At 68.1% G+C, this 23,194-nt stretch carries 11 protein-coding genes and 1 pseudogene; 5 read left to right on the forward strand and 7 right to left on the reverse strand.

The genetic code is table 11. The features are described 5' to 3' along the window. Positions 1 to 91: 91 nt before the first annotated feature. The 3 genes and pseudogenes from JJ691_RS53320 to JJ691_RS11485 form a co-directional block, all read right to left on the reverse strand. Positions 92 to 271: pseudogene (locus JJ691_RS53320) on the reverse strand (AAA family ATPase); the annotation flags it as partial. 219 nt (positions 272 to 490) lie between these two features. Further along, positions 491 to 1,195 (reverse strand): hypothetical protein, encoded by a 705-nt coding sequence (locus JJ691_RS11480; protein WP_211768761.1) that lies wholly within the window; start codon positions 1,193 to 1,195, stop codon positions 491 to 493. Between the two features lie 214 nt (positions 1,196 to 1,409). Continuing rightward, on the reverse strand, positions 1,410 to 1,652 hold the full coding sequence (locus JJ691_RS11485; RefSeq protein ID WP_211768762.1) for a hypothetical protein: 243 nt from the start codon (positions 1,650 to 1,652) through the stop codon (positions 1,410 to 1,412). An 882-nt stretch (positions 1,653 to 2,534) separates the two neighbouring features. Between JJ691_RS11485 and JJ691_RS11490 the strand changes: the two genes are divergently transcribed. Next, positions 2,535 to 5,321, forward strand: coding sequence for a tetratricopeptide repeat protein (locus JJ691_RS11490; protein ID WP_211768763.1), 2,787 nt, complete (start codon positions 2,535 to 2,537; stop codon positions 5,319 to 5,321). A 305-nt stretch (positions 5,322 to 5,626) separates the two neighbouring features. On the opposite strand, the gene JJ691_RS11495 is transcribed toward JJ691_RS11490, so the two are convergent. Further along, positions 5,627 to 7,858 (reverse strand): ATP-binding protein, encoded by a 2,232-nt coding sequence (locus tag JJ691_RS11495; protein ID WP_211768764.1) that lies wholly within the window; start codon positions 7,856 to 7,858, stop codon positions 5,627 to 5,629. Positions 7,859 to 8,122: 264 nt separating this feature from the next. Continuing rightward, positions 8,123 to 8,728, reverse strand: a complete 606-nt coding sequence (locus tag JJ691_RS11500) for a hypothetical protein (protein WP_211768765.1) — start codon at positions 8,726 to 8,728, stop codon at positions 8,123 to 8,125. Between the two features lie 541 nt (positions 8,729 to 9,269). On the opposite strand from JJ691_RS11500, the gene JJ691_RS11505 reads away from it, so the two are divergent. From JJ691_RS11505 to JJ691_RS11520, 4 genes are read left to right on the forward strand one after another with little or no spacing between them, the layout of a single operon-like run. Further along, complete coding sequence (locus tag JJ691_RS11505) at positions 9,270 to 10,955, forward strand: DUF2397 domain-containing protein (RefSeq protein ID WP_211768766.1); 1,686 nt, start codon at positions 9,270 to 9,272, stop codon at positions 10,953 to 10,955. Then, positions 10,952 to 12,097, forward strand: a complete 1,146-nt coding sequence (locus JJ691_RS11510; RefSeq protein ID WP_211768767.1) for a DUF2398 family protein — start codon at positions 10,952 to 10,954, stop codon at positions 12,095 to 12,097. The genes JJ691_RS11505 and JJ691_RS11510 overlap by 4 nt, the downstream gene beginning before the upstream one ends. Beyond that, positions 12,094 to 16,305, forward strand: coding sequence for a TIGR02680 family protein (locus JJ691_RS11515; RefSeq protein WP_211768768.1), 4,212 nt, complete (start codon positions 12,094 to 12,096; stop codon positions 16,303 to 16,305). Before JJ691_RS11510 ends, JJ691_RS11515 begins: the two co-directional genes overlap by 4 nt. Further along, positions 16,302 to 17,543 (forward strand): DUF2399 domain-containing protein, encoded by a 1,242-nt coding sequence (locus JJ691_RS11520; RefSeq protein WP_211768769.1) that lies wholly within the window; start codon positions 16,302 to 16,304, stop codon positions 17,541 to 17,543. The genes JJ691_RS11515 and JJ691_RS11520 overlap by 4 nt, the downstream gene beginning before the upstream one ends. 265 nt (positions 17,544 to 17,808) lie before the next feature. Here the strand turns inward: JJ691_RS11520 and JJ691_RS11525 are convergent, their stop codons facing one another. Together JJ691_RS11525 and JJ691_RS11530 are read right to left on the reverse strand one after the other, a co-directional pair. Next, on the reverse strand, positions 17,809 to 19,638 hold the full coding sequence (locus tag JJ691_RS11525; RefSeq protein ID WP_211768770.1) for a hypothetical protein: 1,830 nt from the start codon (positions 19,636 to 19,638) through the stop codon (positions 17,809 to 17,811). Between the two features lie 47 nt (positions 19,639 to 19,685). Further along, positions 19,686 to 23,132, reverse strand: coding sequence for a hypothetical protein (locus JJ691_RS11530; protein WP_211768771.1), 3,447 nt, complete (start codon positions 23,130 to 23,132; stop codon positions 19,686 to 19,688). Between the last annotated feature and the right edge of the window lie 62 nt (positions 23,133 to 23,194).

Here is a 23,194-nt window from a genome sequence, read left to right on the forward strand (position 1 = left end):
GTTCCGTGAGCTCGTCCGCGGGCACGTGGAAGTCGCCGGGGCGAACCATCCGGTCCTCGGCGCTGATGCCGAACATCCGTCGCAGGGCCTGGCACGCGGCGGTCTTGCCGGAGCCGTTGGCGCCGATGAGAGCGGTGAGACCCGGTTCGAGGCCGATCTCGGTTCCTTCCGGGCCGAAGCACTGGAAGTTCGTCAGCACGACTCTCTCGATGTGCACGCTTGCCCCCTGGTCGTGTCGCTTCGAACAGATGAGGCGGTCGAGGACTGCCACACGGATATGCGCACGAACGGTGGCCGGCGTTACCTCCCCAGGGCAGCAGGCTGTCGCCCGCGCATTGTTCGGCCAGGTTCCGGCCGTGGGGCGGGTCGCGCTCGCCGATGCCGCGGGATAGTAAACCGGAATTCCGGAGCATCGAATTTCCGCGACGCAGGCGGATCCGTTTCTGGATATTCGAACAACGGTTCGATGGTTGGGGCGGTTTCCGTTGGGCTAGGGGCTTTCGCTCGCTCCGATCACCGCAGGGTGCGCCGGCGCGAACTGGGCTGCCGCGTAGGCGAGTTCGCCCTGGATCAGCTCGCGAGCGATGTAGCGGAGCACGGGGACGACCTGCTGGCATGCGTGGATGTCGCCGAGGTAGTCCGCGACGGTCGGGTCCATGCCCGGAGTGAGGTGCGCGACGGCATTGCGGATGGTGCGGCCGGTCGCGGTGTCCACCTCGCTGAAGGTCTGGCCGAGGAACGGTGTGAAGAGGTCGCGGGCCCACTCCGTCATCGGCGGGAGGTCTGCGACGTTCGCCGGGATTCGCGCGGTCATGGGAGCCGGCGGCGGTTTGGTGTTTGCCCGCGCGGCTGCCCGGACCCGCCTCGTGTGGAACTTCGCGAACCCTTGATGATCTTGTAGAAGGGCAGCGCCTGGTAGAACGGCGTCCTCGAGTTGAGGCCCTCGCGGTAGATGGACAGGAACGGCCCGAGCTTCACGGTGCTTCAGCCCCCTGAGCTCCGGCGCGGGTTGGACGGCGCCGGCGAGGGTCGTGCCGACCCGGCGGGTGTCGGTCGCGCGCTCGGTCATGATCGTGGTTGTCACCTCTAGCGACACGTCGGCGCCGAACGCGAGCTGACTCAGGGTCGGCATCATCGCGTTGTGCGCCTGCTGCTGGGCGGCGGCGAACCCGACGGCGTTCACGCTGAGCCGCACCTGGGCGAGGCGGCCGTGCTGGTTCGGGATGATCCGGGCGGAGCCGATCCGGCTCGCGTCCTCCCGGTCTTGGAGTGTCCACTGTGGCACGGGCAGCGGCCGACGTGTGTGTGCCATCGCCGATTCCGCGCTGGGGCGAACGCGATCACTCTGCTTGATCGCGTACGGCGAACTGCAGCAGGCCAGCGAGGCGGTTCGGCCACGAACGAGGTGGTCAGCGATTGTCAGCTGATATGCCGGCGCGCCGGCCGTTGGACGAGCGACCGGTGACGCCGAAATAGCACGATTGGTCTGTCTCGTTCCGCAGCTCAACGGTCTGCTGGCCGCACACAACGACGATGCCGGCGCTGCGTAGCGACGTCGCGACGCCGGCGGCGGTGTCGGGAAGCTGTTGCCCGCGGGCGTCGGCGTCGGCGACGATGTGGTCTACCAGATGATCCTCCCGCCAGTAGAGCATGTTCGATGCGCCCGCGGGGCGCACGTGTGCGCTGGTGTAGCCGTGTCGGCAGCGGTAGCCCGATGGCGCTAGTCACTGGATTGGTGCGGAAACCCCTGGCGGAGGCGGTGATTAAGGTGTGGGCAAAACGGCATCGGCCGCCGCGCTATGCGGACCTTGACCTAGATCTGTATACCCGAACCAGCTCGATGACGACGTGATCGAGTGGCTAATGGGTGCAAAATAAGACCGGCCATTCGGGGATGTGATAGAAACTTGGAAACTGAACCGAGGTGTCGACCGGGCCGATCCTGCATCCGGTCTATGGTTTCCTCTGGGGGGTGCCGAGGCTGCCATATCGCCTCCAATAGGCATCCTTGTGCGCTGGCCGCTTTTCGGGAGATCCAGTCCCGCGAGGAGTACGGCGAACGCAGCGCGACGGCGGTACGACTTGGATGACCAGATCGCTGGCGCGATGACGATCACCAGAACGGCCAAACACACCACGGCGCCGACGACTACGCACGGCACCAGCTGCTGACCCGCGACGACAAGGCCAGCGCCGGCGCCGGTCAGCACGCGACTAGAGGCCTTCCACGACAACGGCAACGTGATCCTCCTCGGACTGGCCAGACTGTCGGGACCCAGCGTGACCCTGCAGGACGCTCGCGCGGTCCGTTTCCGAACCGAACCGACGAACGCGCGTGTTTGGGCAGGTCAATGGTCGTAATGGCAGGTTCCGCTCCGGACGGCACCGGAGTCGGCCACCATAGACCTGTGCGAACTCCTCTCGACAACCTCGCCGCGGAGGCGCTGCGGAGCGAGCTATGCGCACCGTTGCGGGCGTTAGTCGACCGAGCCCGTGGTCACGGCCTGAAACAAGCGTCGCTAAGCGGACCGGGCATGCCCAAACCGTCCCAGATCTCCGACATACTCAACGGACGCATCAAGAAGGTGCCGGCGTGGGAAGTCGTGTGGGGCATCGTCAGCGCCTGCACGGCACACGCCCACCACCATCGTTACGTCCCCGACCAGATCGTCGATGAGGCGGCCTGGCGCCTGCGACACACCTTGGTGCAGCAAATCCTCGAGATGCGGTCGCGCCAGGACGTCGTTGGCGACACTGCGCGCGCCACGACCGGTGAGCCCAGCGGGTCTGGCACGACTACGCAGCCAACCGCGACGCGCGGCGTCAACCAGTGGAGGCCAGGCGACCTGGGACTGCATCCTGCGATCAGCGTCAAACAGCCTCGTTCTCGCATGCCACTGCCCGAGCTGACACCGTATGTCGCGCGCCCGCACGACCGAGAACTCCGCGATCTGCTGCGTGAACCGCACGGTCCGATCATGGTCATGCTCGTCGGTGAGTCGTCCACGGGCAAGACCCGCTGTGCCCTGGAGGCGGTACGGTCCGTGCTGGCCGACTGGCCAGTTCACCACCCGGTGGACGCCGCCGACCTGCTCAATACGATCACCTCCATCGAGCAGGGCACGATCTCCGATCAGTGCGTCGTGTGGCTCGATGAGGCCCAGACATACCTGGACACCGTAGACGGCCCGACCGTGGCCGCCGGGCTGCGGCGCCTGCTGCGGGGCGACACCACCGTCGTCGTCCTGGGCACGATCTGGGAATCGCCCTACTGGGCTCGGCTGACCGCCACCGCCCCTGTCGACGGACACGACAAACACGCCGTCGTTCGCGGGCTTCTCCGTCGCCAGGTCACCCGGATCACGGTGCCCGCACAGTTCCGCCTCCCCACTGCGCTGGAGGAAGGAGGGGAGAACACGACCGAAAACATGAACGATCCGCGCATGAGGACGGCGGTCTCGACCGCCCGTGACGGCCGCGTGATCCAAGTCCTCGCCGGTGGCGTCGAACTCGCCCGCGACTACGACCACCCTGAGCCGAATCCGCTCGCCCATCACGCCCGCGCCGTGATCACCGCGATGATGGACATCCGGCGCCTGGGCTGCACTGCTCCCGTCACCCCCGAGCTACTGTGCGCATGCGCACCCGCCTACCTGAGCGCTGAGCAGCGCGCTACCACCGAGGCTCAACGCGACGACTGGTTCGCCCGTGCCACCGCGGACGCGCAACGCCCCCTGCACGGCGTCGCCGCGCTGATCGCCGAACGCCACAGCATCGACATGGGCGCACCGGACACCTATCAACTCCATGACTATCTCGACCAACACGGCCGCACCGTCCGATGCGAGGAACCCGTACCCGCCGCCGCCTGGGAAGCAATGATCGAGTGGACCACAGACGCACGTGACCTACACGCCCTCGCAATAGCGGCTAAGCCCCGAGGACTGTTCCGCTACTGCCTCCACCTGGTGCTGCGCCTAATCCGCCACGAGGTAGCGGTCGATCTGTCAGCCTTCACTGACCTGCTGCGCCGTCACGCCCCCGACCACGTGGCCACCGCCGAACACAGGTCAACCAGCGCGGGCGCGCAGACGTGGCGGCAATGGTTCCAACTACGCGAGCAGGGCGAGCACGTCGTGCAGCAGTTGACCGAACTCGTCGACGAGGCACTCCCCGCACCGCCGACCACCGCGACCGACGACTTCGTCAGCTCACTTCCCCTCACCGACTCGAACGGCCAGGAAATCGCCGCCGCTGCGGAAGTAGTCTACGGCACGGTGGGCCCGGCGAACGCCTGGCAATTCGTCATGACGGCGCTGCGATACCCAGCCTCCCTCGACCAAGTGATGAACGTCGCGACGGGCAGGGGCGAACAAGCCGCATTCGAACCACTTCTGCGCGTAGCCCTCGCCAACGGGCACCCAATCGCGTTGGGTTGGCTGGCCGACCTACTGCACCAGCAGGGTCGACTCCGCGAGATGGAATCGCTGCTCGACCTCCACCTGGCCCGCCACCGACACGCACTGGGCTGGCTGGTTGACCTTCTCGAGGAACAGGACCGATTGGTGGAGGCACAGGAGATCCTCTGGGCAGCGCTCTGGGCCGACCACCCCGAGGCCCTCGACCAACTCACCTCCTTCCTCGAACGCCACGACCGGGCCGACACCGCGATCCAAACCCTGACCATCGCCGCCGACCAGGGCGCACCGCACGCGGCAGGGCTGCTCATCGCCACGCTGATCAGGAACGGGCACGATGCCGAAGCCCGCAAGATCGTCACTAGTCTGCCCGTCGACGCCGACACGGAGTTCTGGACAGCCGTGGACATCCTGGAGACGCACCGTCTGTATGACGAAGTCGAAGTGCTGCTTACCCGTGCGGTTGACCACGCCCACCCGCACGCGCTGAGCCGACTCAATGCGCTGCTGCTCGCCACCGGACGAAAGACCGACGCCGAAGTCCTGCTCAGCGACAATCGCGATGTGTATCGAGATGCCCGGATGCTCCTGCTTACGCTGTATCGGCGCGACGGGCGGATCGATAGCGCCGAACTCCTACTCCGTGAGGTGTATCTCCGCGAGAGCTGGGCACTGTCTGAATTGGACTCACTGCTGCGCGACGCAGGACGCCGGCGGGATGCTGAGACCTACCTGCGTAGAGCGGTGACGGTCGGGCATCGTTACGCGTTCATGCTCTTGGTCAACTTGGTCAGTGAAAGGGGCCCGGACGGGGAGGCTGACCGTGTCGTCGAGTTCGGCCTGACCGTCGACGGATCTACCTCACCACCGTGGTCGATTGGTTCACCCTTCACAGCCAGCTGAGCCCATGCACTTCTCCAATTTCGCGGCACCGAGCTCCAGACGCTTACTGCCAGTGCCGCGGCGACGGAGGCTGCCAGCGTGAACAGCGACTACGGTCGATACCGTACTGCGCACACTGCCGCGAATCGAGCTGGTCGCCCTGCGCCTCCTAGGCGACTACTGCTTCACCCCCAGCCGATGTACTCGCGGCGTGCGGCGCGCGCGTCTGAACGCTCGACACTGGCTGGTGAGCGAAACGTGGCCGCCGGTGCCACCGCCGCCAAGTTGGACGCCGCTCGCCGTCACGTGCAACTCACGCCCCGGCTTCAGCCGCGGTGCGCGCCGCTCAGTCCCGGATCCGCCGACTGCACGCTGACGGTGGAATTGCTCGGGCCGTCGTCACTGGGCGCGTTGGAGCTGAGGTTGTCCAGATGCCCACGGACCTGGGTTGCCTGTTGTGGGTCGAGGTCGGTCAGGATGGCAAGCGCCTCTTCCCATGCCTCGCTCGCCTCATGCAGTCGGCCGACGTCCCGCAGGACAGCCCCGAGATCGCTGAGGGCCTCGGCGAGCGCGTGGCCCACATGCTGTTGTCGGTATAGAGCAACGGCTCGCTGGAGGTTGCTGATGGCATCGTGACTCTGGCCTCGCTCATGGAGGACCCTCCCCATAGAGCGCATCGTCGAGGCTTGGTTGCCCGCGGCTCCGATCTTGTTGAAGACGTCCAAAGCATCCTGGAGATGGGACACGGCCTGGCCGAGCTCTCCCATGCCTTGTAAGGCATGGGAGAGCGTCTGCAGACTGAGGCCCTCGTTACGTTCGTGTCCCATGGCTCGGTAGACGCTCAAGGCTTGGCGGCCATGGTCCGCCGCCTCGGGGTAGCGTCCGAGCTTGATGTAGGTGCTGGCGAGGTCAACTAGCTGGGAGCCCACGCCGAACGTGTAGCCGATCTTCCTTGAGATCTCGAGCGAACGCTGGTGGCAGGCGATCGCCTCGTCGTATCGACGTGCATTCTGGTACGCCTCACCGAGGTGGCCATAGGCCCAACGTTCGCCGAGTTCGTGGCCGAGGTGTTGGGCAGCGGCGAGGCCGAGTTGGTGGACGGCGATCTGATCGGTGACGTGGCGGTGCTCGGCTAGGTAGCAGTCGAAGGAGTTGGCGAGCTGCCAGCCGACAGTGTGTTGGCCGGCAGCGGGAGCGTGCCGGATCACAGCCATGAGGTTGGCATGCTCGGCGGTGAACCATTCGAGGGCCTGGTCCCGGTCAGCGAAGCCCAGCGGCCGGCAGCCAGGGGGCAGCGGGTCGACGGGGATCTCGGGGTGCTGCGGGTAGAACGCGAACAGAGCGGCGTGCGCGGTGTGCAGGTACCACTCGAACAACCGCCGGGTCGCAACCTCGCGTCGCTGGTCGGGCTCATCAGCGTTGGCCCGGTCGGCAGCATAGGCTCGCAGCAGGTCATGGAACTGGTATCGATTGTGGCCGGTCTCAACCACCAGGTGCACGGCGGCCAACGCGTCCAGTTGGCGCCGTGCCTCACCCGGGGTGGCATGGATGAGCGCTGCGACGGTGTCGAGGCTGATGTCGGAGCCGGGGTGCAGGCCTAGGAGCCGGAACACGCGGGCAGTTTCGGCAGGTAAGGCGTGATATGACCAGGAGAACACCGTCCGTACTGCGGTCGCCTCATCGTCGTCAGCGGCCAGTGCGTCCAGGCGGTCGTGCTCGACGGTCAACTCCTCCACGAGGTCGCTCACGGCGAGGTGGGGCCGGCCGGCCACGCGTTCGGCGGCCACCCGCAATGCCAACGGCAGGTAGGCGCAGTGCCGGGCCAGCTGTTCTATGGCGTCTGGCTCGCCGTCGGCGCGGTTGTGCCCGATGACGTCCCCCAGCAGCGAGGCGGCCTCGGTGGGGGTGAGGACGTCGAGAGTCAAGCGGTGGGCGCCGTCGCGGGCGACGAGTCCGGACAGGCGGCTGCGGCTGGTCACTAGCACCACGCAGCCGGGGGCATTAGGCAGCAGCGGACGTACCTGCTCCGGGGTGGCGGCGTTGTCCAACACCACCAGCACCCTGCGGCCAGCAAGTATGGACCTGTACGTCCCCGCCATGGCCTCCAGGTCCTGGGGAACCTGCTCGTCGCGCAGGCCCAACGCTCGCAGGAAGTAGCCCAGTGCCTGGCCGGCAGTCAGCGGTGGGCTGGGTGCGTAGCCGCGGAGGTTGACGTACAGGTGGCCGTCGGGGAACCGGTCCTGGGCATGGTGGGCCCAGTGCACCGCCAGGGAGGTTTTCCCGATACCCGCTGCCCCGGCGATCGCCGATACCGCCACCGTCGACAGACGTTGAGATTCGTCGCTGCCCAGCAGGGAGTCGAGCCGGTCCAGCTCCGCTGTGCGACCGGTGAAGTATATGGGCGCTGGCGGCAGTTGCCGGGGAGGCGGAAGCGGTGGTGGCCCACCGTGATGAAGATGCACGCCGCCGGTGACCCGCCGGGCTTGGACCACCTGGCCGGCTGCTCCAGACACCTGGTTTCCGGCCTCCGCCACCGGCTGGTCCCCCTGTTGGCCCATGCGTGTCCTCCCTCAGCCGCTCCCAGGGTGCCACCGCCTGGAGAGACACTGGTAGTGGTGGTACCCGATCGAACTCATCGGGACGGTGTGCTCGGTGGGGCGTGCGGCGGCTGACTCCGGCGGCGTAGGCGGTCCAGTCGCCGGAACTGGCTTGTTGCCATTGCACGGCCACCGCGATGTGGATGCCGAGCATCCGGGCCAGCATCGCGGCGGGCAACTCGGTGGCCAGCGCGTACAGGGCGGTGGAGCGGTCCTGCCGGGGACTCAGCCCGATCCGCTGGAGGCGGTTGCCCAGCGCGTCATCGCCGATGGGGTGGCCGGGCGTTTGCCGAGGAACAGCCAGTGCTTGGCATCAGCCGTGGTGATGTCAAATGTCCGCAAGGCGGCGGCGAAGTCCTGGGAACCCCATGTGTCGTGGGTGTTCGGCCATTTCTCGATCAGCTGTTGCAGGACGGCCGCCGACCGCACCCGCTCCACGCCGACCATCGCCTCGGTCACGTCCGTGAGAAGATCGCGCGGTTCGACCTCCGTGCCGTCGGCGGTGTCCCGCCGGCCCCTGATCGTCTTTGCCCGGTCGGCGATGTCCATGGCGTCCTTGCCGGAGATGAAGTGCGCCCGGACGGTGATCGACGACTGCCCTGGCGGAAGCGGAACCCCGTCACCGGCCACCACGAGCGTGCCCTTGTCGAGGCCCTGGCGCAGCTTGTGCGGCGCGGCACCGACGTTGATGGCCTTGTCGCCCAACGCCGTCCGAGCCTGCTGCTCCGTACCGACCACCAGCGACGCCAGGATGTGCGCGCCTTCGCGGACCATTTTCGTGAGATTCTGGTCGGTCGGATCCTGGGTGCCCTGCCACAGCACGACGCTCACCACCCGCCGCTGGTTGTGGATCTTCCGGGCCGCGTTGAAATACCGAGAGTGGCTTCGTCCCGCCGTACGGGCGCTTGTCCTCACCGACCGTCGGGCACACGAACGCCTGCTGGGCCCCATCGACCACCACGAAGATCGGGTGCAACCCTTTGCCGGCACGGGAAAGAGCGCGGTTCACCCCGTTGGTGTACTTGTCCGGGTCGACCGCCGACAGGCCGCGTTCCATCTCCTCCACGGCCGCTTCAAGTACCCTCGTCGCGGCGATCACGTGCTCATCGGTCGGCCCCTGGATCAGCACCGACGCCACACCCTTGAACATGTTCCAGTCGCCGATGCCCTTCAGGTCAGCGATCCGGAACACCATGCTCGTGTCCAACGCCAGTCACAGCACCAACGCCAGCAGGCTGATGGCTGGCGGTCTTGCCCTGGTTGGACAGGCCGGTGATCAACAGGTGCCGCTGCCACAGCTGCCGTCGGCGAACTGGTTGCGCTCGGCCTCGAAGTGGCGGTCTCCCCGGTCCAGGTGGTGACGCCAAGGCGCGTGCGCGACGTCGGCCGTACGCGTGGAATCGGTACGCACGTGCGCGGCCTCGACGCGACCGCAGATGTGCCGTTCGATGGGAAGGATTCGTCAGAACGGGTGACGTGTTGCTGCTGCTCCCTGATGGGCACCTCACCTTCGTACCCTGGATGGGTGGTCGATCATGATGAGACACCGGAAATGGAGGAGCCCGCTGATCCGTGGTCGGCCCTGCTGCCGGGCCAGGAGCTCGTCCCGGCCTATCTGACGTCCCGGTTCGCGGCGCAGTACCGGGTGATCGTCGAGGTCCTGCTGACGGAGCAGGACACCAGCCTGACCGGTCTGTCCTACGACGAGGTAGTCGCCGGAATCCGCGCTCACCTCGCCGGATTAGTGCCGGTGGAAGCCGCCGACCGCCTGCTCGCGCCGGAGGTCCTACACCTCGACGCGCGGCTGGAGCGGCTGGTGCAGTGGCGGGTCGTGACCCGCTGGCAGGAACCCGCCCGCTCCGGGGAAGACTTCCTGCGCCGACGCGACCGGTACCAGCTCACCCCGAGGGCGGCCGGCCTACATGTCTTCTGGTCATCGGTCGACGACACCGAGGAGGCCGCGGGAGACCTCACGCTGGCGCCACGTGCCATTCACGAACGACTGATCGCGTTCGCTGAATCGATTCGCCGGGCTGTGTACACCGACGCGGCAACGGAGTTCCAGCAGGTCGGGGCCATGCACCATGCGATGGCCACCGCGGCCCGCGGCTGGCAGCGCACGTTGGCGCATGCCCTGTCGGGCGGTCCGGACCCCGCGAAGCAGAACCTGTTGTGGCAGACGTTGCGGTCCTACATCGGCATGTGGGGCGAACAGGTCGACGTTCACACGCCGCGGATCGCGGAACTGGTGGTCGACCTGGACCCGTTGATGACGCCAGAGGTGTGGCGTGCGTGCGTTCGCGCCGCGCTGGACACCGAGGTGGATGACGAGGTGGTGGCCTCCCAGGCCCGTCGCTGGCAACACACGTGGGAGGCGCTCGGCTCCTGGTTCGGCGGTACCGACAGCCAAGCGCGGAGGTTGCGACGCCAGTTGCGAGACCTGGTCGCTCCGTGGGCCCGCAACATGAACCTCCTGCTGGACACTGGCGGCGCGGTCACCCGCCGCGCGGAGCTCATGGCTTTGGCCGTCGCGGTCGAGCGAGCTCCCGACGATGAAAGTGCCTGGCGGATCTGGGACACCGCGGTGGGCGCGTTCTCCGCACGCCATCTGCTGCTCACGTCGGAATCCGCCGACGAGGGCGACTTGAGCTGGACCACCGCACAGCCTGCGCCGGTCACCGCCCGCTTCCGCGAACAAGGCGCCCGCGCCGCGGTCGGCAGACGGACCAAGATCCCGGACTACTCAACGGGCCGGAACGCCGCGCGACGGGCCAGGCTCGCCGCCCAAGCCGCTCAGGCTGGCGCGCAGGCTGCGTTGCGCCAGCGTTCCGGAACCAACCTGGCCGACTGGGGCGAGATTACCGACGCGGAACTCAACCTGTTGCTGGAGTTTGTCGGTGTCGTGCGGCGAACGCGGTCGGAGACCGCGGTGACCGGCGACGGCCGGTGGCGCATCACGTTGCGCCGACCGCCGCACGCCCACGACACCACGACCTTGCACGCCGACAGCGGCAGCATGGCGACGTTGAACTGGCATTTCAGGATGGAGCCCGCGTGAATCGCGACGCAGCCGAGCGGCAGCGGGCGTTTACCTCCTTGCTGCGATCGCCAGTGCTTGACCGGCACAGCCACCCTGAGGTGTGGCCATTGGTGCGGGTGCACCGGGCGACGCTGGGCGAGTGGTTCGCCCAGCGGCTCGGCTATCGCCTGGTGGTGACCGACTCCGCGGCCAGGCTGTTCCGGTTGCCCGTTGACGGAGTCGTGCTCGCGCCCCGACGGTTCCGCCCGCCCGCCCGACGGGTGCTCGTGCTGGCTGTCCTTGGCGCGGCAGCGGCTGAGGATGCCGAGGACATCACCACCACCCAGGACCTCTCCGACCGGGTTCGGGTGCTCTCCACGCACGACGATGTCGGGCTCGCTCCCTACGACCCTGACCGGTTCGCCGAGCGGATGCTGTTCGTCAAAGCCATTCACTTGCTGGTGTCCGTGGGCGCGTTGCGGCCGACCGGAGGCGACGACGAGGAGCAGCGCGAGGGGTGGGCGCACCGCCGTGACGCGATCGGCGGCGCGTATGAGGTCCGCCGCGAGCTGCTGCTGCGCTTGGTCGATCCCACCTCGCTACGCGTTGCTCTCGCCGATGGGCAGGATGACGGACCAGTTCACGAGTCGTCGGCGCGCATCGGACTGATGCGCAAACTGGTCGAGCTGCCCGTCGTCCTGTACGAGGACCTCACGGATGCCGAGCGGCTCTACCTGACTGGTCAGCGAAACCGCGTCCTCGCCTGGTGCGCGGAAATGACGGGGTGGGCGGTCGAGCAGCGGGCGGAGGGAATGGCACTCATCGCCGTGGACGAGGCAGACACGGACCTGCCGTTTCCGAGGCTGCGGGCGGCCGACTTCGCCGCGCTGATGGTGCTCGACGGACTGGTGCGTGCGCACGGCGCGGGTGCCGTCATCACAGCCGACGACATTGGCTCGGCTGCCGCCGACGTCAGGGCGCATCACGCCAAAGCGATGACCAATGACCTGCGTACGGCCGGCGCTGTGGAATCGACGGCTCGTGACCTGCTCGGTGCGCTGGACCTGTTGCGGCCGACGGCGGACCCGGACAGATGGCGGCTGACCGCCGCGGCAGCGCGCTACCGTGATCCGCGAGTAGTGGCCGTGAACGCGAGGCTGGATGAGGAGGACAACGGTTGACCCGCCGGGAACGGGGCCACGAGCAGTGGCTGGCGGCAGCGATGACGGGTGGCCTGCCGGAGCCGAGCCTGCACCGCTGGCAGCCGTTGCGAGTGGGCATAGTCAACCTGTGGGAGTACGACCAGGCGGAGTTCTGGTTCGCGGATGGTCGCCTCGTGCTGCGGGGTGGCAACGGGGCTGGTAAGACCAAGGTGCTCGAGCTGACCACCTTGATGCTGCTGCGCGGGGAGATCGGTGCGTCGGTGCTCGACCCGTTCGGTTCCCAGCACCGCACGATGCGATTCAACCTGCTGCCCACGGGCGAGGACGATGATCCGCGCCCGCCCTCGGACGCTGGTCTGGGATACGCCTGGGCCGAGTTCGGCCGGATCGATGACGACGGCACGGCGCGGTTCTTCGTCTGCGGTCTCGGTGTCAGCGCCCGTCGTGGCAGCGGCACTTCCCCCGTGACGACGTGGCATCTCATCACCCAGCTGCGTCCGGGACGCGACCTGCGGTTGTCGACAGCGGATCGGCCGCTCGACCAGAAGGAGCTCAGGAAGATCGCCGGCGTCACAGTGCCCGACGGCGCTGCCCGGTACCGCACCAAGCTGGCCTCCGAGCTGTTCGGACTGAGCTCCGACGCCTACGACAACCTGACCGAACTGCTCAAGCAGCTCCGGAAGCCCAAGTTGGGAGAACGGCTCAACCCCGCCAGTCTCGCCGAGACGCTCCGCGCGGCCCTGCCTCCGCTCGCGAGCATGGAGATCACCCAGCTCGCCGATGGGTGGGACAATCTGGAGAAGCTGCGCACGGCGGTCGAGCAGACCCGCGACGCCGCAGTGCAGTTGGCAGGCTTCGTGCGCACCGGCTGGATCCCCTGGGCACGCACCGTGGTGCGCCACCGTGCCGACGCGCTGACCGCGGCGACCACTGAGCTGGACCGCACCACCAAGGACCGTCGTGCAGCGGAAACCGCCCTGACCACTGCCCGCGGCGACGCTGACCGGCTGGACGACCGCATCTCGCAGGCGCGTTCAGAGCGGCAGGACCTCAGCACCGAGCTGCGCGAGCTGCTGGACAGCCAGGCATTCCACGACGCTGTGAGCGCTGCGAGCCGTGTCGAAGGGCTCCGTGAACAGCTCGATGGGCTGGCCGAGCAACTCGGCGGGGTCGAAGGCCGTCGCGCGGCGGCGGCAGAGGACGTGGCGGAAGCCGCCGAAGCGGCGAAGGAGGCCACCGGCGGCGTTGAGCGAGCCGAATCAGACGTGGTGCGTGCGTCCGAGCACGTCCAGAACACTGGACACCCCGCCGGACTGCACGACTCGACTGCCCGGCACCTGCCCTTGCGCGATGTGGCCGCGTTGCGCGCCGACTTCTCGGTCCGCCGGGAACGCTTCGCTCAGTTGCAGGCGCTGCGTGTGACGTTCGAACGCGCCGACCGGGACGTCACCCGGTCGGCCGAAACGCTCGCCGACCGAGAGTCGGATCTGACCGAGGCCGCCGAACAACGGGAACAGGCCCGTGAAGGCGTCGCGGTCGCGGTGGACACACTGCGCAGACAGATCAGGGAGTGGAACGCGGGCACCGTCCTGGCCAAGGCGGACGAGCAGACGGTCGAGCACTGGTGTGACCTGGTCGCCGAGCTGACCGCCGTGGGCCCGGCGAACAGCCCGGCGGAACATCGCGATGCTTCGCCCGCAGCCGCGATCGCCCGTCACGTCGATCAGGTTCGGGACGGGGTGAGGTCGCAGCGCAACACGCTCAATCACGAGCGTGCCGGACTCGTGGAGGAGCGCGAACAGCGCACGACGGAACTGGCGGACGCGCTCGACCGGACGGAGCGTCCACCGGACCCGCCAGACTCGTGGCGCCGGCGTGACCGGCCCGAACCCGACAGCGCACAGGGCGCGGCGTTCTGGCGGTGCGTTCAGCCTGTCAGTGAGTTGTCGACAGACGAGGTCGACCAGTTGGAGGCGACCCTGGCCGCCGCGGGCGTGCTGGACGCCTGGCTGACTGCTGACGGAGAGCTGGCCACCGTGGCAGGCGGTGAGCCGGCGGAAACACTCGTCCGCGCAGGGGGAACCCGGCCTGCCGCCAACCTGACCGCGGTGTTGGAACCCACCTCCGCCGGTGGTGTCCCAGAGACTGCCATCCGCGCCGTGCTTGCGACGATCGGATGGTACGGCTCCCGGCCCGACAACGACGACGCGGTCCAGACCTGGCTTGCGGCCGACGGCACGTGGCGGTGTGCCGCCCTGACCGGACGTGCCTACGTCGCCCGACTCGCCTCCTACCTGGGAGCCACCGCCCGTGAGGCCGCCAGGCAACGTGAGATCAGTCGGTTGCAGACCCTGCTGGCGACGCTGGAGACCTCGATCAGCGCGATCGAATCCAGGATCGGGCGACTCGACGACGACCTGCGCCGCCTCGCTGACGAGTCCACGAGAATTCCGGGAGAGCGCCAGGTCACTGACGCCGTCACCACCCTGCGGGAGCGGGAACGACGGGTTGCCGACAGTGAACGCAAGGCCGACGCGGCCAGGACAGTGCACCGCGACAACGAGACCGCCCGGGACACCGCGTGGGCTGCCTTCTCCTCCTACGCAAGCGAGCACGCCTTTCCATTGGACAACCTGGCCGCGCACGACACGGCATTGCAGACCTATCGCCACGCCGTGGACGACCTCGCCCGGCTGATCGAGATGCTGGACCTGCGCACAGCAGCCATGACGCGAGCACGACGCGACCTCGCCACAGCACAACGGCGGCTCGCCGCGGTCGACACCGAACGCAGCGACCTACGCGGCCGGAAACGGCAGGCTGAGGTTCGACTTCGCACCGCCGAAGAGGCGCTCACCAGCGACGTCCGCGCACAGTTGGACCGCCGCACCGAACTGGACGGCCTGGTGGAGCACGCCGACCAGAAACTGAATGACCTCGCCGCCGCGCTCACCAGCGCCCAGGTCACGGTCACCCGCGCAGAGGAAACCCTCACACGGCACGAGGATCGCCGCAGCACCGCCGAACACAGACGGGACGCCGCGCTCGCAGTGTGGTGGGAGGTGTACGACGCCGGCCTCGCGCAGCCCCTCGGACTGGAGGAACCAGAACGCCGAAGCGTGGAATCCGCCCGCGAGTCGGCCCGCGCCGCACGCAGGGAGTTGCCGGACCCCGGCGACGAGGACCGCGCTTGGCGGCACTGCTACAGCAAGCTCGAAACGCTGCGGCAGGAACTGCTACCCGATCGCGACGCCCGTGTCCGGGAACCGGACCATGACGGCGCGGTGCAGCGCGTGGTCGTGCTGGCCGACAGCACGGCTGGCTGGCAGGCGCCTTCGGCCGCCGCGGACCTGCTCGCCGACCAGGTCCGCGCGCAGGAATCCGCGTTCGACTCCGAACAACAACGTGTGTTGACCACCCTGCTCGGCTCGACGTTCATCGAACACCTCAAGGACCGGCTGGACTACACCGCTCGGACCTTCACCGACATCAACAAGCAGTTGACCAGCCACCCGACCCGCCACGGCAACGCCGTGCAGTTGAAGTGGGAGCCCGACCCCACGGACCCGGACGCGGGCACCGTGGTGGACGCCCTGAGCCAGGGCTACCAGCAACTCTCACCCGCACGCCAAGAGACTGTGCGCTCATTTCTCGCCCGCAAGATCGACGCCGCCAGGGCGGACGCGGCGGCCGGAGGCTCCGCCGACTGGCGGGAGCAGTTGTCCACCGCCCTGGACTACCGCGGTTGGCTGAAGATCTCGTTGCAGTACCGGCCTGGTTCGACCAGTCGCTGGGCGCCGTTCGACGCGGCCAAGCACGGCGCCAAGTCCGGCGGTGAGAAGGTCGTGTTGCTGTCGCAGCCGCTGTTCGCCGCCGCAGTCGTGGCCTACAACGCGGCCAGTGAGATCGCGCCGCGCTGCGTGTGGTTGGACGAGGCGATGACTGGCGTGGACGAGGAGATCAAGGCATCGTTCATGGGGTTGACGGTGAGCTTCGACCTGGACGTGATGCTGACCGCCCACGACGAATGGTGCAAGTACCCCACTGTCCCGGCGGTGGCCGTGTACGACCTGGCCAGACACAAAGGCCTGCCCGGTGTCGATGCGGTCCCCTACCTGTGGTGTGGTGGGGAGTGGACAGCCGTCGCGCTGCCGGTCGCCGACATGCGCGCCGACGAGACGCTACTGTCGGCCGACAGCCTGTTCGCCGAGGTGGACACCGATTGACGAGCGAGATTCCGCCAGGCATCGAGGACTGGGCGCGCCGGCCAGGACCGGCGACGGTACTCGACGCCGTCCACGCCCGGGCCAGGCGCGGACACCGCACCGAGACAGGAACGCTCACCAGCATCGTGCTGACCGCGCAGCAGCGTCGGGAAGTCGCGTTGCTGCTGGGCACCCGCTGGGAACTGTCTGGCAAACCTGTCCGGCTTCAAGACCTCGCGGCGAAGCTGTCCGAGCACCACCTGACCGTGCGCGGACTTGTCGAGGCGCTGCGCGGCGGCCAGGTCGAACCCGACAAGGCTCACCGCGACCGCGTCCAAGCCAGGGCAGCGGCAGAACGAGGGAGCGCGGCCACGTGCCTGATCGAGTCGGGTGTGGCCGCCTCCGTGGTGGAACGGTGGCTGGCTGACGCCGGCTTGCCACGGCCCGGTTCGGGTGAGCTCCAGCGCTTGGCTGAACAGGTGGCGACCGTTGTCACCCGGCTGCGGACTACGAGCGCAGGGACAAGGCTTGCCCAACTCGCTGCGGACACTTTGCATGACGCCCATGCGCTCGACGCCGATCGGCAGCTGGGACGCGGGGTGGCGCGGCTGCTGGCGATCGTGCACGGACTCCCGCGACCGCAGCGGGCCGGCCGAGCGTGGCGGGCGGCGTGGGCCGGTGCCGGGGTGGTGTGTGACGGCGTGTCCTCCCGCGTGCTGGCGTTGAACCTTCCTTTGACCGGCGATTCCCCGGCCGCGAGGCTGTGTGCCGCCGCCCCCGGCGAGCCGGTCTGGCTGACCCTGCGTTCGCTCGCGGGAACATGGACCGCTCTGGCGGGCGAGGTCTTCGTGTGCGAAAACCCCACCGTCGCAGAGGCCGCCGCCGACAGGCTGGGCCCTAATTGCCCACCGTTGGTGTGCACCGACGGGATCGCCTCCGGTGCCGCTCTGGACCTCCTCGCCGGACTCGCCGCCGTGGGCAGCACGATCCGCGTGCGGGCGGACTTCGACCCGGCCGGGTTCACAATCGCCGACCAAGTGCTCTCGGTGGCGCCCGGTGCGTTGTCGTGGCGTTTCGACGCACGGACCTATGCCGACGAGTGCGGTCTGAGCGGTCACCGCAGCACCTCTGGCGACCTCGCGACCGCCCTCACCGAGTTGCGGGTCGCCTACGACCACGCACGTACTCCGGTGCACGAAGAGCGTGTGCTCGCTCTGCTGTTGTCTGACCTCGCGGCCGAGTCCGGCACTGGCGACTGACCGGACACCGCGCACGGCAAGATTTGGACCGTCGAGACGGCTCTGACGCGATGTGTGCCGCGTCGGAATTCCCACGAGCACGATCCGGCCGTCAGCACGGTCCCGTCGTTGCCTCGAGCGGAAGGGACCGTGCTTTGTCGATGGCGCTCTGGTCGTGGGCAGGTTCGCGTAGGCGGACTCGTGTCGCCAGGCCCGGCGAACTCCTGTTGTGTGGTAACGGTTCCCAGGTAGTGTGCGGCGTCCGAGTCAGACGCGACCAGCGGGCTCAGCTCGTCCAGTATCCGTGCCACTGGATGTCTCCGGAGACGTCGCTGTCGGCGGCTTGTGGTAGTGATCCGAACAGCAGGTTGCGGTTCAGCACGGTGTTGAACCGGGCGCACGCCACCTCTGACACGTGCAGGCAGGCAGCGCACGCGCCGCCGAAATGGTGCCGGCACGGCGGGTCGAAGACGCAGCGGGATTCTGCGTCCAGTTCACGTAGCGCGTCGGGCAGGTCGAACCGGAACACGTGCTCTAGGCCACCGAGGATGAACTCGCTGCGTGTGTTCGCGTAGATGAGGAACGCTCCGTTGGACGGGAACAGAAACTCGGCGAGGGAGTCGACGTTCAGGCCGCACCGGGCCGCGAGAGCTTTCATCGCGCGGTGCGCGAACGAGTGCGTGAGCCCGAGCACGGCCTCACTGATCCGGTTCGCGGGCGGGTTGAACACGTCGACGACAGGTTCGGTGACCCGGAAGAGCCAGCGTTGTGCGTCGGCGGCGTCCGTCACAGCCGGGTCGTCGACGACGCTGGAGCGGACCAGCCATTCGACGATCTTGAGAGGATCGATCTGGAACAACAGCCCTTCAGTTTCGGTCCGCACCCCATACATGCGGAACTTCCCGGTCCGTCCGGTGGGGAAGAACCGGAATCGAGGGGTAATACTCGCGCCGCTGCGGTTGACTGCTGACGCCCGCGACGACAGCCGCGTGTACCCGGCGGCAACATAGGCCACCGGCAGTTGGCGTAGCAGCGTCACGTCGGACAGCCCATACCTGTCGAATAATTGCCGGTAGGCCGCGTACGAGGTGGCCAGCGGTCCGCCGGCCGCAGTGAGGTCGTCGACGGTCAGCCCGGTCGCGGCCCGCGCCAGTGACAGCTGCCTGCATTCCTCCCCGAGTGCGTCGAGATGTTCCTCGTCCAGGCCTAGCGCATCGACCTCGTCGCGCCAGGCTGGCGCAGAGTCGGCCTTGCTGCGCGCCTCGGCGAGGACCTGCTCATACAGCGGATTTCCGGGTTCCCAACCGAAGGAGGCGGCGAGGGCCTGCACTTTCGCGATTGGGTCGGCATCGGCGCCGCCGGCGGCTCGCAGGCCGTCCAGACCGGGGGGCAGCATCCCAAGCGCCTGAGCGACTGCGGCGGCGTGCATTTGCTCGTGGGCAAGGGATGCATACGTGTTGCGCGTCGGCGGGTTGAGGACGGTGATTTGCTGCGGGTAGTACACCCAGGTCTGCGGAACGCGGGTGACAGTGACCCGGCCACGCCGGCACCCACTGCATGCCCGCGCGACCGGCACGTCGGAGCGGGTGCCACACCCCACACATCTCCAGTACCAGCGCGACAAGGACAACGACTTGGTGTTGAACAGCCGCATCCCGGCCCGGCAGTTGTTCCTGCAATGTGGCGGGTTCACCTCCCCGATGTGGCCGCACTCGTGTACCTCGGCCCACTGAAACTGCTCCATAGGCCCGTGCTCGTGACAGTCGGGCGGGCGATCGCCGGGCCGGACACTGCGGAACCGGTTGCATTTCCCACACAGATACGTGTTCGGGAAGCGGACCGCGCGCAGGTCCTCGGCGCGGACCAGTTCGTACTGGCCGCGGTCGATGATGTCCAGTTCCGGGCCGATGTTCGACACACCTGACGCGGCTTCGGCGAACGGGCGGATGAGACGCCGCAGCGGCGCAGCGACCCATCCTTCGGGGACGTCGAGGGCGCTGACCTGCCGCGGCGTGTCACCAAGGACGGCGGCGCGGGCGGCGAAGTTGAACGGCTGGCCGGGCATGTAGCGCCATAGCGCCTGAATGTTGGTGCGGTTGATGGTGTCGATCGCCATGGCGGTGCTCCTTCAGCTGGCTCAGCCGCGCGGGAGTGTTGGGTTGGTCAGAGGTCGGCGTAGATGGTGATCGGCTCCTCCACGTCACGTAGCGACCGCGGCACTGCCGGGGTGAGCAGGTCTGGAAGCCGTTTTCCGGGCTCAGCCGACAGCGGCAAAGTGGACAGCGTGTTGTCGACCCATTCGGTGATCGCATCCCGGTGGAGCTGGTGGTAGACGCTGACCGGGGAGATCCCGAAGCCGCGGGTGAGGTTGTCGATCAGCAGGGCCCGGTCCAGGTACCCGGCGGTGCACGCATCCTTGAACTGGATCGAGTCGGTCAGCGAGCGTCGCCGCGGCCCGCCGGTGAGCCAGCTGCGGTCGTGGACCTGCAACAGCCAGGCCATCAGTCCTCCGGACAGTACCCGCTTGAGGACGGGCAGTGATTCCCGGTTGACCGGCACCTTGTGCACCAGCCGGTCGAGAAACCGGATCCAGTCGGCGTAGTACCGGAACACCGACGCGTCCCGGTCCCGTGTCGGATTGATGACGTTGACCACCAACCCCGGCCAGCGACGACCGACCCGAGCGGAGGCCTGGATGATCTCCGCCGCCGAGGTTGGGGTGCCCATCACGGCCATCACGCCGAGGCGGGCGACGTCGAAGCCATGCCCGATGGCCCTGGTAGCGGCGATCAGCTTCACTCGGTCGTCATTGTCGTCGGGTGGGCAGACGAGGCGGGCGACCGCGGAGCGGATGTCGCCCGGTTCGGCGTCGCCATTGATGATCGCGAGGTTGTCCTGACTGGACAACAGGGCTCGTACTTCCTGGTCGCGAACGAAGTTGTTCAGGTCCTCGTTCCGCAGGCCGTAAGCGACAAGCACCTCGAACAGATCCCGCCCGGCAGCCCGGGCGTCATCTTGAAGGTCTGAGTCGGTCGGGTCGAGGCCGGCTTCGGCAAGCACCGTGCCCGGATCGAGGAGGAGATCGGCGAGCCAGCCGGCGTGGGTGAGGGCTACCTCGCGCGTGGCAGTGACCATGGTGATGGCGCGCGGCCGGACGCCGAGGTAGCGACGCAGCGGTTCCTCGCCGACCGTGGTCGACCAGAACGTCTCGCCGACGTCGGGCCCATTGACAGGAAAACGGTGGCCATCGCGGCGGTACAGGTGCCGCACTTGGTTCTGATAGCCCTCGATGGTGGCGGTGGCGCCGACGATCTGCATGGGCGAGTTGCCGAGGTCTTCGCTGATGGCTTGCAGCAGCGTCTCGTACATACCGTCCAGTGCGCCGAGGGATTCGTCCAACAGGTGGAGTTCGTCGGCGATTTCGAGCCGGATGTGCCCGAACCCGTCGGGAATCGGTTGCTGCTCCTGTTTGCGTGGGCAGTTGAACACCGCGCACCAGAAGGGATTGCTCGTGTAGCCGTGCTGCGGGCAGCGGGAGTGGGCGCGGCCAAGCAGGACCTGGAACTCGCGGGACTGGCCAAGTTGGGCGAGCTTGTCGACAGTTCCGACCAGCACCGCGGGCGCATGCCGGTAGATCTCGTCGTCGATGCCCCACACAGGCAGCACTCCGTGCATGCGGCAGCCTGCGTTGCGGCAGATGTGTTCCATCGTCCACCGGGTCTCGTTCCACGCGACCTCGAGCGGCGTCTGGCACAAGGGGCAGTGCGCGAGCACGCGGCACCGTTCGGCGGTGGCCGTGTCGCGTGGGTCGAGCCCGTTGTAGAAGGGGTTCGTCGGGTCGGGGGACTGAAGCCGGTTCGGGGTGTTGGTGCCGCCGACGAAGTAGCCGATACCGAACGGGTCGCCAGCGGCGATGCGTGGGTGGTCGCGGCGCAACAGTTCAGCCTGCAACACCATGGCGGCGACGCGTTCCATCTGCTGCAGTGCGAGTAGCCGCAGCGGGAACCGGGCCCACACCTGGGCGCCGGCAGTGGTGCCGGTCAGCCGCCCGTAGAACAGGGTGGTGATCATCAGCCCGAGGTAGGCCTCGGACTTGCCGCCGCCGGTCGCGAACCACACGATCTCTACGCACGGGTGCTTGGCGGGATCGACCATGCCGGGCAGGCAGCCGACGATCCACGCGAGCTGGAACGGGTACCAAGCGTCGTACGCGCCGCCAGCCGCCTTCGTGATCACCTGGTTGGCGAGGGCGAACGCTTCGGCGACGGCAGGATCGCGGCGCAGCAGGTCGAGGCCGTCGGCGACCCAGTCCACTTCGGCGCGTGCCTGGGCGGCGTCGGCGTTGGCGTCGGCGCGGGCGGCAGCGTCCCACCCGCGGGCGGCGGCCCGGGCGTCGAGGGCGGCCGGGCTCCATTCCCGCTCGATCCATTCGCGGTGCGCGGCCAGCAGCGCTTGCACGGCGGTGACCGGGTCGTCTTTCACGGTGGTGAAACTGGTGTCGATCGCGACGGTGACGCCGTTCGGGCGGGTGTGGCTGGTGCGCGGGTAGACGCGCGAGGTGGCGTGCTCGGCGGCGAAGAGGGTTGCCAGACGTGAGCCAGTCGGGCCAGTAGTCGCGTCGACGGGGCAGCCGTGCCCCAGCGCGGTGACGTCACGGTCGTACCGGTAGGAATGCGCGACCTGCTCGAGTTCGTACGGGACGAGCGGGGCGTCGGTCTCGCAGATCAGCTGCACCTCGTAGAGCTGGGTGTCCAGGTAGGTCGGGTCGTAGGCGTGGACGCCGTCGACGGTTTGCTGTTCGGGCGCCGGCGTTGTGTTGACGACGGTGGCGAGGATTTCCACGTGGCCGTCGCTGTCGGTCACGTCCAGTTCGAGCGCGGCTTGGAAGACCGGTGGGGTGACGTCGGTGGTCTCGAGTAGGTTCTGTGCGCTGTACCGGGCCCACGTGGTGGTGTCGGTGAGATCATCGGCGCGGGGCAGGGTCCCGGGTGGGCCGGCGAGCCGGCGAGGCCGGAACGGCTCGGACCCGCCCGGTGCCCGGGTGGCGACGGCCAGCGCCGTGGTCAGAGTGTCTTCGCCGGCTCGCAGTGTGCCACGAGTGCCGCTTGGGAGCGTGATTGTGACGGTGACCGGCTCGGGCGCGATCTTCGTCCATACCTGTGCCAGCTTGTGCCCGCGCCCAGCCGGCGGCGCAGGTGCGGCGGGGCCGGGGACGACGGCAGGGGAGGGCTGGTCGGACTCGGTGTCGGCGGTGACAGCGGCCTGCTGTTCGGCCAGGGTCGGGTGCAACGCGAGGTACGCGGCGCAGGAGACCGTGAACGTGAGGGTGACCGGCAACGCCTGCACCCGGAAAGTGAAACCTTGGGCCGGGGGGACGAGCCGCTCGCCGTAGGTGTAGCCGGCCTGGGCTTCGGCGATCAATTTTGGTTCGCTGGCCAGCATGCCGAGCCACAGCCGCTTCAGCGCGGCGTCGGGCAGCCGGGTCCGCTGCGGGATCGTGAGGCCGGTGGCTTGGCTGACGACACGGCGGGCTAGGGCGCCGAGCAGTTCGTCGTAGCGTCGCGCTGGGCTGCTGGTCGCGGCGGCTGTTGCAACGGGTAGTGCGTGCACCCCGTTCTCCTCTGCTTGGTGATGCTGGTCCGTGGGCTGCCGCGGCGGTGTGGCTGCGCAAG

It is taken from the genome of Kutzneria sp. CA-103260, from assembly GCF_018263855.1.
GTDB lineage: Bacteria > Actinomycetota > Actinomycetes > Mycobacteriales > Pseudonocardiaceae > Kutzneria.

What these genes read in the sequence shown, in the direction of transcription:
- JJ691_RS11525 (WP_211768770.1), bottom strand. Translation starts at nt 19,638, where the DNA reads ATGGCGATCGACACCATCAACCGCACCAACATTCAGGCGCTATGGCGC.
- JJ691_RS11495 (WP_211768764.1), bottom strand. Translation starts at nt 7,858, where the DNA reads ATGGGCCAACAGGGGGACCAGCCGGTGGCGGAGGCCGGAAACCAGGTG.
- JJ691_RS11490 (WP_211768763.1), top strand. Translation starts at nt 2,535, where the DNA reads ATGCCCAAACCGTCCCAGATCTCCGACATACTCAACGGACGCATCAAG.
- JJ691_RS11485 (WP_211768762.1), bottom strand. Translation starts at nt 1,652, where the DNA reads ATGCTCTACTGGCGGGAGGATCATCTGGTAGACCACATCGTCGCCGAC.